13 protein-coding genes are annotated in these 13,004 nt (G+C 65.7%); 5 read left to right on the top strand and 8 right to left on the bottom strand.

All coding sequences use genetic code 11. The annotated features are described in order from the left end of the window. Nucleotides 1-52: 52 nt before the first annotated feature. A complete protein-coding gene (locus tag JNO53_RS01520; RefSeq protein ID WP_203107820.1) occupies nt 53-391 on the bottom strand; it encodes a PilZ domain-containing protein in 339 nt (112 codons plus the stop codon). 114 nt (nt 392-505) lie between these two features. Then, on the bottom strand, nt 506-1,732 hold the full coding sequence (gene tyrS, locus JNO53_RS01515) for a tyrosine--tRNA ligase (protein WP_203107050.1): 1,227 nt from the start codon (nt 1,730-1,732) through the stop codon (nt 506-508). Nucleotides 1,733-1,777: 45 nt separating this feature from the next. Here tyrS and JNO53_RS01510 point away from each other — a divergent pair, with 45 nt between their 5' ends. The 3 genes from JNO53_RS01510 (at nt 1,778) to JNO53_RS01500 (ending at nt 4,888) form a co-directional block, all read left to right on the top strand. Then, nucleotides 1,778-2,320, top strand: a complete 543-nt coding sequence (locus tag JNO53_RS01510) for a DOMON-like domain-containing protein (protein ID WP_203107049.1) — start codon at nt 1,778-1,780, stop codon at nt 2,318-2,320. Next, a complete protein-coding gene (locus JNO53_RS01505) occupies nt 2,317-3,516 on the top strand; it encodes an exo-beta-N-acetylmuramidase NamZ family protein (protein ID WP_203107048.1) in 1,200 nt (399 codons plus the stop codon). Before JNO53_RS01510 ends, JNO53_RS01505 begins: the two co-directional genes overlap by 4 nt. Before the next feature lie 79 nt (nt 3,517-3,595). Beyond that, a complete protein-coding gene (locus JNO53_RS01500; protein ID WP_203107047.1) occupies nt 3,596-4,888 on the top strand; it encodes a spinster family MFS transporter in 1,293 nt (430 codons plus the stop codon). On the opposite strand, the gene JNO53_RS01495 is transcribed toward JNO53_RS01500, so the two are convergent. From JNO53_RS01495 to JNO53_RS01485, 3 genes are read right to left on the bottom strand one after another with little or no spacing between them, the layout of a single operon-like run. After that, on the bottom strand, nt 4,885-5,292 hold the full coding sequence (locus JNO53_RS01495; RefSeq protein ID WP_203107046.1) for a hypothetical protein: 408 nt from the start codon (nt 5,290-5,292) through the stop codon (nt 4,885-4,887). The genes JNO53_RS01500 and JNO53_RS01495 overlap by 4 nt on opposite strands. 43 nt (nt 5,293-5,335) lie before the next feature. Next, nucleotides 5,336-6,181, bottom strand: coding sequence for a DUF817 domain-containing protein (locus JNO53_RS01490; RefSeq protein ID WP_203107045.1), 846 nt, complete (start codon nt 6,179-6,181; stop codon nt 5,336-5,338). Between the two features lie 4 nt (nt 6,182-6,185). Further along, nucleotides 6,186-7,367 carry a vWA domain-containing protein gene (locus JNO53_RS01485; RefSeq protein ID WP_203107044.1) on the bottom strand — a complete coding sequence of 394 codons (1,182 nt, stop codon included), beginning with the start codon at nt 7,365-7,367 and terminating at the stop codon, nt 6,186-6,188. Nucleotides 7,368-7,492: 125 nt separating this feature from the next. Here JNO53_RS01485 and JNO53_RS01480 point away from each other — a divergent pair, with 125 nt between their 5' ends. Beyond that, nucleotides 7,493-8,893, top strand: a complete 1,401-nt coding sequence (locus JNO53_RS01480) for a methyl-accepting chemotaxis protein (protein ID WP_203107043.1) — start codon at nt 7,493-7,495, stop codon at nt 8,891-8,893. 7 nt (nt 8,894-8,900) lie between these two features. Here the strand turns inward: JNO53_RS01480 and JNO53_RS01475 are convergent, their stop codons facing one another. Further along, nucleotides 8,901-9,749 carry an AAA family ATPase gene (locus JNO53_RS01475; RefSeq protein WP_203107042.1) on the bottom strand — a complete coding sequence of 283 codons (849 nt, stop codon included), beginning with the start codon at nt 9,747-9,749 and terminating at the stop codon, nt 8,901-8,903. Nucleotides 9,750-9,813: 64 nt separating this feature from the next. After that, nucleotides 9,814-11,100, bottom strand: coding sequence for a serine hydrolase (locus tag JNO53_RS01470; RefSeq protein WP_203107041.1), 1,287 nt, complete (start codon nt 11,098-11,100; stop codon nt 9,814-9,816). A gap of 123 nt (nt 11,101-11,223) precedes the next feature. Here JNO53_RS01470 and JNO53_RS01465 point away from each other — a divergent pair, with 123 nt between their 5' ends. Continuing rightward, entirely contained in the window at nt 11,224-12,006 is a 783-nt protein-coding gene (locus JNO53_RS01465) for an alpha/beta hydrolase family protein (RefSeq protein ID WP_203107040.1), read from the top strand. Here JNO53_RS01465 and JNO53_RS01460 read toward each other — a convergent pair. Continuing rightward, nucleotides 12,003-12,905 (bottom strand): DUF5694 domain-containing protein, encoded by a 903-nt coding sequence (locus JNO53_RS01460; protein WP_203107039.1) that lies wholly within the window; start codon nt 12,903-12,905, stop codon nt 12,003-12,005. The genes JNO53_RS01465 and JNO53_RS01460 overlap by 4 nt on opposite strands. Between the last annotated feature and the right edge of the window lie 99 nt (nt 12,906-13,004).

Genomic DNA, 13,004 nt, shown 5'->3' with positions numbered 1-13,004 from the left:
GCCAAGCAATCTGATCAAGCAACGTGAGAAGCGGCCCTTGCCGCGTATGCCTTTAGCGCCGGCGGCGCAGGCGCGGATTGGGCTGGAGGGTGTCGATCAGGCTCACGAAGTCGTCCAGCCGGATGATCCGCTCGAACTGGAAGCCTGCGCGCGTGTCGCGGGTCCAGATAACGTAGGCTTCGATGAGGCCGATCACGGGCAGGCGAATCATCAGCCGGTCGCCGCGGGCAAGATCCTCGGCGTTGTCGACCATGAAGCCGTGCGCCGAGATGTTGCAGATATGGAGCGGCATGTCGCCGCGAACGTGATGTTCGGCGATCACCGGATGATCCACGGGATGCCGCGCCGCGCGGCGCATATCGGTAACGCTGAGATTCGCTCCGGCGGACACTGACGACAACCCTTTTTCTCCTGGTGCGGCCGTCCCTAGTGTTCTCAAATGTCTTACAATTGGTAAAGTCGGCGGGGCTTCAATCTATACCGAAACCGGAACGGTGTGTCGCGATCAGCGGGTCAGCACGCCGTGCTTCTTCTTCCCCAGGCTAAGCCGCATCTCCTGCCCCTCGGCCGGCAGAACGAGCTGCGCCGGATCCGTCACCGCTCCACCGTCGAGCTTCACGGCCCCTTCGGCGATCTTGCGCTTCGCCTCGCCGTTGGACGCGGTGAAGCCAATCGCGGTGAGGACAGCGCCGATCCGCATGCCTTCGCTTCCGAGCGCGAGCGTGGGCAGGTCATCACCCGCGCCGCCGGCGAAGGTTTCCGTGGCCGTAGCCTCGGCCGAGCGCGCCGCGTCGTCGCCGCGCACCAGCTTCGTCACCTCGTTGGCCAGAACGACCTTGGCCGCGTTGACCTCGCTCCCCTCGAGCGCCTCGAGGCGCGCGATCTTGTCCAGCGGAAGGTCGGTGAAGAGGCGGAGGAAGCGGCCGACGTCGCGGTCGTCGACATTGCGCCAGTATTGCCAGAAATCGTAGGCCGGAAGCTGCTCCTCGTTGAGCCACACCGCGCCGCCCGCTGTCTTGCCCATCTTCGTGCCGTCCGCCGTGGTCAGCAGCGGGGTGGTGACGCCGAAAAGCTCCGTCCCGTCCATCCGCCGGCCGAGCTCGACCCCGTTGACGATATTGCCCCACTGGTCGCTGCCGCCCATCTGCAGCCGTGCGCCCATCTCCTGCGACAGGTGCCGGAAATCGTAGCCCTGGAGGATCATGTAGTTGAATTCGAGGAACGTCATCGGCTGCTCGCGTTCGAGCCGCAGGCGTACCGAATCGAAGGTCAGCATCCGGTTGACGGTGAAGTGCGTACCAACCTTCTGCAGCATCTCGATATAGCCGAGCTGGCCGAGCCAGTCCTGGTTGTCGACCATCACCGCGTCGGTCGGACCGTCGCCGAACGTGAGCAGTTTCTCGAACACCTTGCGGATGCCCGCGATGTTCTCCGCGATCGCCGCGTCGGTCAGCATCTTGCGGCTCTCGTCGCGCCCGGTCGGGTCGCCGATCCGCGTCGTGCCGCCGCCCATCAGGACGATCGGCCTGTGGCCGGTCTGCTGCAACCGCCGCAGCATCATGATCTGCACCAGGCTGCCGACATGGAGCGAGGGCGCGGTGGCGTCGAACCCGATATAGCCCGGCACGACCTGCCGCGCGGCGAGGGCGTCCAGCCCTTTCGCGTCGGTCGCCTGATGGACATAGCCGCGTTCGTCGAGCACGCGCAGCAGTTCGGATTCGTAAGTCGTCATGAGGCCCTCTGATGCGGGGGCGGCGCGTAGCACGAGGATTCCCGCTTGCAAACGCATGAACTCACCGCTCATCCCGACCATCCGCCGCTGGCGGTAACGCGGATCGAGGCGCGCATTCTCACATCCGACAGCGAATGGCTGCGGCTACGCTGGCGGATTGAGGGGATCGGAGCGCTCGTGGTGCCGCCGTTCGCGGGCCGCGGCCGCGCTGACGAACTGTGGCGGACCACCTGCTTCGAGCTGTTCCTGAGGCCCGAGGGCGGAGCGGCCTACTGCGAGATCAACCTCTCGCCCTCCGAACGCTGGGCGGCCTACGACTTCACCGGCTACCGCGAGGGGATGAGCGAGCGGCCGTTCCCGCGCGAGCCGGATTGCACGATGCGGCTCGGCAGCGCGATGGCGATCTTCGATGCGACCGTACCGCGTGCCGGACTCCCCCGTGCAGAATGCGCAGCGGGTCTTTCGGCCGTGATCGAGGAGACCGGGGGCATAAAGAGCTATTGGGCGATGGTTCACCCGGAAGGCCCGCCCGACTTCCACAACGACGCTTGCTTCGCAGCGAGGCTTGCGGCACCCGCACCGGCATGAAATTCGGCATAGACCGGCTGCTCGCCGAACCCGACCTCAGGACGCCGCTCGAAGGGCGGCGTGTCGCGCTCGTCGCGCATCCGGCGTCCGTCACGGAGAACCTGACGCATAGCCTCGATGCGCTGATCGCTGCGGGCGTCGATGTGACCAGCGCTTTCGGCCCCCAGCACGGCCTCAAGGGCGACAAGCAGGACAACATGGTCGAGACCGCGGACGAGACCGATCCGCGCTACGGCATCCCGGTGTTCAGCCTCTACGGCGAGGTTCGCCGTCCGACCGCGGAGATGATGGCGAGCGCGGACGTGTTTCTGTTCGACCTCCAGGACCTCGGCTGCCGGATCTACACCTTCGTCACCACGCTGCTCTATCTGCTGGAAGAAGCCGCGAGGTACGGCAAGAGCGTGTGGGTCCTCGACCGGCCCAATCCCGCGGGGCGGCCGGTCGAAGGCACGCTGCTGGTGCCGGGGCAGGAAAGCTTCGTCGGCGCCGCCCCGATGCCGATGCGCCACGGGCTGACACTAGGCGAGATGGGCCACTGGTTCGTGCGGCATTTCGGCCTCGACGTCGACTATCGCGTGATCGAGATGGAAGGCTGGCAGCCCGGCGGTGCCGGCCATGGCTGGCCGCCGGAACGCATCTGGATCAACCCGAGTCCCAATGCGGCGAACGTCAACATGGCGCGCGCCTATGCCGGCACGGTCATGCTCGAAGGCACGACGTTGAGCGAGGGGAGGGGGACGACCCGCCCGCTCGAAGTGCTGTTCGGCGCGCCGGACATCGATGCGAACGCGGTGCTCGCCGAGATGGAGCGGCTTGCGCCCGAATGGCTCGCCGGATGCGCCCTGCGCGAATGCTGGCTCGAGCCGACCTTTCACAAGCACGCCGGCAAGCTCTGCAACGCGCTGATGATCCATGCCGAGGGGCCGTTCTACGCGCACGAAGCCTTCCGTCCGTGGCGTCTGCAGGCGCTGGCCTTCAAGGCGATCCGCCGGCTTCAGCCCGATTACGACCTCTGGCGCGACTTCCCTTACGAATACGAACTGGACCGTCTCGCGATCGACGTGATCAACGGCGGCCCGGCCTTGCGCGAATGGGTCGACGACCCGGCGGCAGAACCGGGCGACCTCGATCGCACGGCCGGCACGGACGAAGCGCAATGGCGCGAGGAAATCGCACCCATTCTTCGATATCCATGATTCACGCTTGACGAAGCGCCCTGCATAAAGAAGGTTCGGCTCTCGCGACGGGCATACCCGCGCTTCGGAGAGGTCGAATATGGCATCAGCGGCACAGGCCGAAAACACGTCGCGCTCGGTGCGTGCGACGCTCTGGATTCTGCTGATCGTCTACATTTTCAATTTCATCGACCGGCAGATCGTCAACATTCTGGCCGAGCCGATCGCGATCGATCTGAACCTCAGCGATACGCAGATCGGGTTGATGACCGGTCTGGCCTTCGCGCTGTTCTACACCGCGCTCGGCCTGCCGATCGCGCGCTACGCCGACCGGCCGACGACCAATCGCCCGCGGCTGATCGCGGTGGCGCTTGCTACCTGGTCCGCGATGACCGCGCTGTGCGGCATGGCGAACAACTTCGTGCAACTCCTGCTCGCACGGATCGGCGTGGGTGTGGGCGAGGCCGGCTGTACGCCGCCGGCGCATTCGCTGATCAGCGATATCGTGCCGCCGGAGCGGCGCAGTTCGGCGCTGGCGTTCTACGCCCTCGGCATTCCGATCGGCACGCTGCTGGGCATGATGATCGGCGGCTTCCTCGCCGACTGGGTCGGATGGCGCACGGCATTCCTGATCGTCGGTTTGCCCGGCGTCCTTCTCGCGCTGCTGGTCCACTTCGCGCTGCGTGAGCCGCGGCGGCATCTGACCGAGGCGGCGCAGACGCTGGCGGCGAGCGATGCGGGGATGTCGATCTGGGCGGCAGTGCGCACCGTGATGGGCTCGCGCGCCTTCGTCCTCCTGCTTGCGGCAAGCTCCACCGCGGCCTTTCTTGCCTATGGCAAAGTGACCTGGACGACGATCTTCTTCCAGCGCACGCACGAGCTTTCGCCGGGCGAGGTCGGGTTCTGGTTCGGCGTCGTCAACGGCGCGGCCGGCATCTTCGGGACCTGGTTCGGCGGCTATCTGGCCGACCGGTTCGGGTCGAAGAGCCGGCGCCATGTGCTGACCGCGCCCGCTATCGGGATGGCCGTGGCGGTGCCGTTCGCATTCCTCGCCTACCAGTCGACGAACTGGTTCGTGGCGCTCCTGTTGTTGATCGTGCCGACGGTCTGCAATTCGCTTTACTACGGACCGACCTATTCGGCCGCGCAGGGCCTCGTGCCGCTGCGCACGCGGGCGATCGCGGCGGCGATGGTGCTGTTCTTCCAGAACCTGATCGGGCTGGGACTCGGCCCGCTGTTCTTCGGCATGCTGTCGGACCTGCTGCAACCTGCCTATGGCGAGGAAAGCGTACGCTACGTTCTCTACGGCGCGGCCGTCCTCGGGCTGGTTCCTGCGTTCTTCTTCTGGCGCTGCAGTCTGCGGCTCGACGAGGAGCTCGACCGGAAGGGCTAGCCCCCGGGGTAGATCTTCGCGGAGCCGTGGGGCGGGGCGGACAGCGGCCGCAGGTCGTCGGCGTCGTGAAGCATCTGCATTACCGGGCATCCGTCGATCCGCTTGTCGACCGCGGCCATCAGGTAGGGGCGCTCGGGACTCGCGGGACGCCTGTCCAGTTGTGGTTGGTCGTTCTCCTCCCGCACGAGCGCGATCCGATCACGACATGCGGCTTCGGCAGGCTTCTCGGGCTCGTCCACGGTCAGCCGCGCTGGTGGGCAGCCTTCCGGATTGAAGACCGGCACGGTGCCCTCGCAGGGCAGATACTCGGCCGGCAACGCGTTCTTCGCGCCTATGTCGGCAGCTCCGTCCGGCATCGGACCGGCAAGTGCCACCGCGGCGAGCGGAAGCGAAATCCAGTGCATGGCCTCTCCTCCGCTGGCAAATTACCGGAGTTCGCCCTCGAACTCAACTTTGACTCGGCTCGGGCTCCCGAACCGGCTGCACCAGCGCCACCAGCACGAAGCTGATGAGCATCAGCAGATACCAGCTTCCGAGCTTCGCCGGCGAAACCATTTCCCATCCGTCCTCCTGCCCCGGATAGTGCCAGGCGTTGGCGAAAGTGGCGATGTTCTCGGCGAACCAGATGAACAGCGCGACGAGCCCGAAACCGAGCAGTAGCGGCATCCACCGGTGCACCTGCCAATTGCGAAAGTGGACGTGCGTACGCCAGAAGAGCAGGGCGGTTGCCGCGAACAGCAGATAGCGGATGTCGACCGTCCAATGATGCGCGAAGAAGTTGACGTAGATCGCCGCCGCCAGAAGCCACGTCACCCATTGCGGCGGATAGTGGCTGAAGCGGAAGTCGAAAATCCGCCAGACCCGCGCGATATAGCTGCCGACCGCGGCGTACATGAAGCCCGAAAACAGCGGCACCGCGCCGATATGCAGCAGGCTGGCCTCGGGATAGACCCACGATCCGGCGGCGGTCTTGAACAGCTCCATCACCGTGCCGACGACATGGAAGATCAGGATCACCGACGCCTCGCGCGGCGTCTCTAGGCGAAAGGCAAGCAGCGCGAGCTGGATCGCGATCGCCGCCAGCGTCAGGAAATCGTAGCGATGGAGCGGCGCATCGGTGGGGTAGAACAGGTGCGTCCCCAGCAACAAGGCGAGGAGCAGCGCCCCGAACAGGCAGGCCCAGGCCTGCTTGAAACCGAACAGCAGGAACTCGTAGAGCCAGAGCCGCCAACCGGTGCCCGGATCGAACGTCTCGAGACGGCGGCGGACCGCCCCGAAGCGGGTGTGGCGCAAGCCTCTATCCCTGTTTCCGGCTCAATTCGCGCATGGCGTCGTCGAGCCCGTCGAGCGTGAGCGGATACATGCGGTCGTTCACGAGCTGCTTCATCAGCTTAGTCGACTGCGAATAGCCCCACTGCTTCTCCGGCACCGGGTTGAGCCACACGGTCGCGGGATAGGTGTTGGTCACCCGCTGCATCCACGTCGCGCCGGCTTCCTCGTTCATGTGCTCGACGCTGCCGCCCGGGTGGGTGATCTCGTAGGGGCTCATCGCCGCATCGCCGACGAAGATCACCTTGTAGTCGTGCCCGTACTTGTGGAGCACGTCCCAGGTCTTGGTCCGCTCCTGCCAGCGACGCCGGTTGTCCTTCCACACGCCTTCGTAGAGGCAGTTGTGGAAGTAGAAGAACTCGAGGTTCTTGAACTCGCTCGTCGCCGCGCTGAACAGCTCCTCGCACAGCTTGATGAACGGGTCCATCGATCCGCCGACGTCGAGGAAGAGCAGCAGCTTCACCGCATTGTGCCGCTCGGGCCGCATATGGATGTCGAGCCAGCCCTGCTTGGCCGTGCCCTCAATCGTTGCATCAAGGTCGAGTTCGTCCGCCGCGCCCTCCCGCGCGAAACGGCGCAGGCGGCGAAGCGCCATCTTTATGTTGCGGGTGCCGAGTTCCTTGGTGTTGTCGAGATTGCGGAACTCGCGCTTGTCCCACACCTTGATCGCGCGCTTGTGCCGGCTCTCGCCGCCGATCCGTACGCCTTCGGGATTGTAGCCGGAATTGCCGAACGGCGACGTGCCGCCCGTGCCGACCCACTTGTTGCCGCCCTGGTGGCGCTTTTCCTGTTCCTCGAGCCGCTTCTTGAGCGTCTCCATGATCTCGTCCCAGTCGCCGAGGGATTTGATCTTCGCCATCTCCTCCGGCGTCAGGAACTTCTCGGCAACGGCCTTGAGCCAGTCTTCCGGAATATCGACCGGGTTCTGGCCGTAGTCGGTCAGGATGCCCTTGAAGACCTTCTGGAACACCTGGTCGAAGCGATCGAGCAGGCCTTCGTCCTTCACGAACGTCGCACGGGAAAGGTAGTAGAACGCCTCGGGCGTCTGCTCGATCACCTCGCGGTCGAGGGCCTCCAGCAGCGTAAGGTGCTCCTTGAAGCTGGCGGGAATGCCCGCGGCCCGCAGCTCGTCGACGAAGTTGAAGAACATCGGCGTGTCCTATCGTCTCCGCGATCCCACCGCCAGCGTGACGTTGCGTAAGGCGCCTGCTTAAACGTTCGCTAACCATGGAGCGGTATGCCGTACGCGACCAAGCGTGAGGGAGAACGGTTTCCATGGAAGAGCTCAAGATCGGCACCGGTGGGAACGAGCCGATCGACCGCATTCCGGAAAGCTGCGGCGAGGTGACGGTCGGCTGCACCGACGTCGCCGGCATCGTCGAGGCGGTGATCAAATCATCCGAGATCCTGCGCGCCGAGCACACCGCGCTGCGCGGTACGGTCGAGGAACTCGAGGCCGACCAGCGCAAGGTTTCGCAGGCGAGCGACGAGGCGCGCATGCTCTCCGAGCGTGCGATCGATCGCCTGGGGCAGGGCACCGACTTGATCCAGTCCTCGCTCGGCCAGATTACCGACCTTCTGGAACTGGTCGACACGCTCACCCAGCATGTGACCGGCTTCGCTGCTGCGATGGATCAGGTGCGGCGCTGCTCGCAGGACATCGAGCAGATTGCGGAGACGACCAACATCCTCGCGCTCAACGCCACGATCGAGGCCATGCGCGCTGGTGACGCGGGTCGCACGTTCGCGGTGGTCGCCAACGAGGTGAAGAGCCTCGCCGGCGACACCCGGCGAGCCACCGAGGAAATCGCCCGCACGATCGACGCGCTCGGGGGCGAGGCGAACTCCGTCATCGCGCAGATCGAAAGCGGCGCGGAAGCGAGCAAGGAAGCCAAGGCCTCGGTCTTCCAGATCGAGCAGACCATCCAGGGCGTCGCCGAGCTGGTCGAGGAAGTCGACCGCCAGAACGACGAGATCGCCCGCGCGACCGGCACGATCAGCGGCCACGTCGGCCGGGTGCAGCGCGTGCTCGACAACTTCGACGCGGCCGCGATCGAGAACGAAAGCAAGCTCCAGAGCGCTCATCGCCGCATGGTCGATCTCGAGATGACGGCGAGCGAGATGTTCGATTCGATCGTCAAGGCCGGCCTCTCGCCGCAGGACGGCGCGATGGTCGAGCGCGCGCAGGAGAATGCGCGCGAGGTGGAGCGCCTGGCCGAAGAGGCGATCGCGGCCGGCAAGCTCGATCCGGCGCAACTGTTCGACCAGGACTACCGCGAGATCGAGGGCAGCAACCCCAAGCGCTACCGCACCTCGCTGATGGACTGGGCGCACGAGACCTGGCGCCACCTGCTCGATCGCGCGGAGGAACGCGATGCCTCGGTCATGGGCGCAGCCTGCACCGACATGAACGGCTATCTCCCCACGCACCTGACCAAGCACTCGCAGACGCCGACGGGCGACCTCGCACACGACACCCATTCATGCCGCAACGGCCGCATCATCTTCGACCCGATCGATCAGAAGGCGAAGCGCAGCGGCGATCCCTACATGATGGCCGTCTACCGCCAGGAAGGCGACGGCAAGACCTACCGCGTCGTGCGCAACGTCTACGTCCCGGTGTTCATCGCCGGCCGCCGCTGGGGCGATTTCGAACTGGCTTACAGCTTCGACTGAACCAGCGTCACGACTGCCGCCGCGCCATGAAGGCGAGGCGCTCGAACAGCATCACGTCCTGCTCGTTCTTCAGCAGCGCTCCGTGAAGGGGCGGAATGGCGCTATTCGGGTTGGAATCCTGCAGCACCTCCAGCGGCATTTCCTCATTCAGCAGCAGCTTGAGCCAGTCGAGCAGTTCGCTGGTCGAGGGCTTCTTCTTCAGGCCCGGCACGTCGCGGATTTCGTAGAACACCTCCATCGCCTTGCTGACGAGGGTTTTCTGGATGCCGGGGAAGTGGACCTCGATGATCTCGCGCATCGTGTCGCGGTCGGGGAACTTGATGTAGTGGAAGAAGCACCGGCGCAGGAAGGCGTCGGGCAGCTCCTTCTCGTTGTTCGAAGTGATGACGACGATCGGCCGTTCCTGCGCCGCGATCCGCTCCTGCGTCTCGTAGACGTCGAAGCTCATCCGGTCGAGTTCCTGCAGCAGGTCGTTGGGGAACTCGATGTCGGCCTTGTCGATCTCGTCGATCAGCAGCACGGGCAGTTCGGGGCTGGTGAAGGCCTCCCACAGCTTGCCGCGCTTGATGTAGTTGCGGATGTCGTGGACGCGCTCGTCGCCGAGCTGGCCGTCGCGCAGGCGGGCGACGGCGTCGTATTCATAGAGCCCCTGGTGCGCCTTGGTGGTCGACTTGACGTTCCACTCGATCAGCGGCGCATCGATCGCCTTGGCGATCTCGTGCGCGAGCACCGTCTTGCCCGTGCCGGGCTCCCCCTTCACGAGCAGCGGCCGCCGCAGCGTGACCGCGGCGTTGACCGCCACCTTCAGGTCCTCGGTCGCGATGTAGGAGCTCGTGCCTTCGAAGCGCTGGTTCATCCGGTTTCCTCTTGCCACTTTACGTTCGCGTTAAGCGGCGGTGCGCGCAGGGGCAAGGGAAAGATCACTGCGGCAGCGACAGAAGCCGCTGGGCGATGAGTTCGAAGGCAGCCGGCTCCACCGGTGCATCGGGGTTGTTCCAGCTCATCGTCAGGATGCGCCATTCGCCGGCCTTGTCCCGCAGGAGCCAGGTCAGGTTGAGGACGCCCGGCTCGGAGCCGCCCTTGTAGCCGATGTAGGACCAGTCGGCGCGCTTCGGTTCGGGCACGGCGGGGGTGACGGCCATGATCTCCCGCGCGGTCGGATCGTCGAATTCCACGATCCGGCGCAGCAACCCGGCGAGATCGCGGCCGCTGGCGAACCATTCGAGGCTGTCGATCGCGGTCGGTTGCGTGAAGGTCGGCTTGACGATCCTGTCCGGGTCGCCCGCGATCTCCGTGGCGAACGCCTCGATCAGCCGCGCCTGTTCCTCTTCGCCGGCTGCCGCATAGGCCTTTCCGCGCGCGAGGTCGCCCTTGAGGCCGAACAGTTCGAGCGTGGTGAGGAAGGGCAGCGTCGTGGCCGGCGCCGAGTGGCCGCTGGCCCGCAATTCCTCGGCCACCGCGTCCCGGCCGACGATCTTGATGAGCTGATCGGTCGCGGTGTTATCGCTGATCGAGATCATCAGCGTCGCCAGCGTATGCAGCGTCACCGGCGCGCCTTCGGGCCAGTTCTGCATCACGCCGCTTGGCAGCGAATGGGTGCTGAGCGGTACCACCTTGTCCCACGAATGCTCGCCGGCGGTGATCTGCCGCGCAAGCGCCGAGAGGACGTAGAGCTTGAAGGTCGAGCCGATGGCGAACTGCTCGTCGGCGTTGACTGCCACGATCGGTTCTGTCCCCTCGGCGAGCGGCGCGTAATAGACGCTGGTTTCACCCGGAAGCGCGGCGATGTCGGCAGCGATCTTCGCCGCGCTGTCGTCGATCGGCTCGAACTGATTGATCAGCAATCCGGCGACCAGGCCCTCGGCGTCGAGTTGCATCGACCCGCGCGCGATCGCCCGCTCGAAGCGCAGCGACACGATAGCCTTGTTCGCGCCCTGCGGTTCGACGCCTGCGACGCCCTGCAATGCGCCGAACTGCGCCACGAGCTGCTGATGCAGTGCTTCCAGCTGCGCCTCGGGAACGGCGGCAAGGAAGGCCGGCGAGTAGATCTCGGCAGGCGCCTTCTCGCCCCGGAACACGGCGACGATGCCCTCGGCACTGGCTTCGAGCGAACCTGGCGCGGCGTCCTCACCTGTTTCCGGTACCTGCGCGGCAAGCTCCGCAGGGACGGCGGCGAGGGCAAGCGCGAAGGCGATCGTGCGTAACATTGTGGCATTCTCCTCGGTAGCACGTTCTATCGGTCGCCGGGCGAAGCCGCAATTTGCGCCTGGTTCCCAGGCTTTCTTCTAGCGCCCCCACGTTGCTATGGGACTGCCACAGAAGGAGAGCCGATGCCGACCGAAAGCCAGACGATCCCGACGAGCAGGGGGTACGACCTTGCAGGCTCGCTCGAGCTGCCCGCGGAGCGAGCGAGGGGAGCGGCGGTGTTTGCGCATTGCTTCACTTGCACGCAGCAGAGCAAGGCCGCGGTGGAAGTCACGCGGGCCCTTGCCCGTGCCGGCATCGCCAGCCTGCGGTTCGACTTCACCGGCCTGGGGAAAAGCGAGGGCGAATTCGGCCGCGCCGGCTTTGCGATCGACGTCGCCGATCTGGTCGACGCCGGCCGGTTCATGATCGAGCGCTGCGGCGGGCCGCTGCTGCTCGTCGGCCACAGCCTCGGCGGCGCGGCGGTGCTCGCGGTGGCGGACGATCTCGGCTTCGATGCCATCGCCGGCATCGCCACGATCGGCGCACCCGCCGACGTTTCGCATGTGCTCGAACGGATCGACGGCGATCTCGACGCCATACGCGCCACGGGCGAGGGGGAAGTCTCGATCGGCGGCCGCGAGTTCAGGCTGGGCCGCGAATTTCTCGAGCGGATCGAGAATATCGACCTCCTCGCCGAAGTCGCCCGGTTGCGTGTGCCGCTGCTGCTCATGCATTCTCCGACAGACACATTCGTCGGCATCGAGAATGCCGGGGCGCTGTTCACCGCGGCCATGCACCCAAAGAGCTTCGTCAGCCTGGAGCGCGCCGGGCATCTTTTGCTCGACGGCGACGATGCCGCCTACGCCGCCGGGATCATCGCGGCCTGGGCTAGCAGGTATCTCGGCGAGGGTTCGCTAGGTAGCTAGCGCAGAACCTCCGCAACATCGGCCAGACGCGTCTCGCTCAACATGCCGAGATAGCGTTCGTAGTACGGTTTGTGCGAGGCGCCGACGATGGCGAGCACCCGAATCCCAGGGTGCGGCCCCGCCGCTTCCCGGATGTTGGCGACCATGCGCAGGTTCCGCGTCTCCCAGTAAGCCAGATAGCGGCGGCCCACACGGGCAGCACCTGTATCGGCTGCCGCAGCGCCGAAGTCGCCGCGGATGGCCAGTTCAGCCGCCTCGGGCGAGTTGTAGGCGATATAGGTGTCGATCACGGCATCGGGCGATGGCGCATCACTCAGCCGGGCGATCCACTCGTCTCCGCGCCGGCGGTTTACCTTGGCCCATTCGTTGTCCCAGATGCGCGGCATTGCCTCCGCGAACGCGTCGGTATCGGGCCCGGTCGCGCGGTCACCGGTATGGTCGTCTACCAGATGCACGCGTTCGAGCCCCAGTCTCGCGGCAAGCTGGGCGCCGATGACGTAGTTCTCGTTTAGCCTGGTGCGGGGCGCGAGCGTCTTAGCGAGTTCTTCGGTCAGAACGGCATCGGCGTGCCGCTCCTCCTCCGGAAGGCGGAGCCACTGCACCATCGCGGAAGCGCGATCTCCTGCGGCGAGGAAAAGTGCCGCCAGATTCCGTCGCTCGGCCGGAGAGCGGCTGCTGGCCGGCTCGGTCAGAATGCTCTCGATGGCCGCCTCGGCTCCGGCTTGGTTGAGCCCGAGCGCCTTGCGAGCGGGTTCTGCGTCGAAACAATACCTCTCGGCCGTTCCCTCGTAAGCGAAGGCAAACTCCCGGAGGTAGTCGCACTGCGCGCCGCCAAGGCCTTCGAGCGCAATCAGGTCCGGCTGCCAAATCGCCAGCTTGTCGAGCAGAGGATCGAACATCGATCTTTCAGTTCCCTCGGGAAGAGCCGAGAGATGCGGCGTCCCAAGCACCAGGACTTCGGTCTTCGGCTCGCGGACAGCCGCGTCCGCGATCGCGAC

Source organism: Altererythrobacter sp. C41, from assembly GCF_016803135.1.
GTDB lineage: Bacteria > Pseudomonadota > Alphaproteobacteria > Sphingomonadales > Sphingomonadaceae > Pelagerythrobacter.
The sequence above is the reverse complement of the archived record's forward strand: the minus strand, read 5'-3'. Positions and strand labels throughout refer to the sequence as shown.